Source organism: Streptomyces capoamus, assembly GCF_014654935.1.
GTDB lineage: Bacteria > Actinomycetota > Actinomycetes > Streptomycetales > Streptomycetaceae > Streptomyces > Streptomyces capoamus.
The window spans coordinates 200,793-201,233 of sequence record NZ_BNBF01000014.1; the positions used below are offsets into that span (position 1 = coordinate 200,793).

The following is a 441-nucleotide window of genomic DNA, read 5'->3' on the forward strand; positions in this document are numbered from 1 at the left end:
TGCGCACCGGCTCCACGACCAAGATCATGACGGCGCTGGTGGTGCTGTCGCAGCGGAACGTGAACCTCGGGAAGAAGGTGAGGATCAAGAAGGAGTACACCGACTACGTCATCGACCCGGTCACGGACCATCAGCGCTACTCCAGCGCCAACCTGATCCTCGGTGACTCGATGTCGGTCGGCGACCTGCTGTACGGTCTGCTGCTCCCGTCGGGCTGCGACGCGGCCTACGCGCTGGCGGACACCTACGGCAAGGGATCGACGACGGCCCAGCGGACCAGGTCGTTCATCGGCAAGATGAACGCCAAGGCCCGGGAACTCGGCCTGAAGAACACCCACTTCGACTCCTTCGACGGGGTGTCCAACGGCAAGAACTACTCCTCGCCGCGCGACCTGGCCAAGCTGGCCGGAGCCGCGCTGAAGAACAGGACGTTCAAGAAGG

Annotated in this window: 1 protein-coding gene; it reads left to right on the forward strand. The window is 63.9% G+C overall.

Features of this window, described 5'->3' with window-relative positions:
- Nucleotides 1-441 (forward strand): D-alanyl-D-alanine carboxypeptidase family protein (locus IE312_RS41365; protein ID WP_368860022.1); only part of this gene is annotated, 441 nt, incomplete at both ends.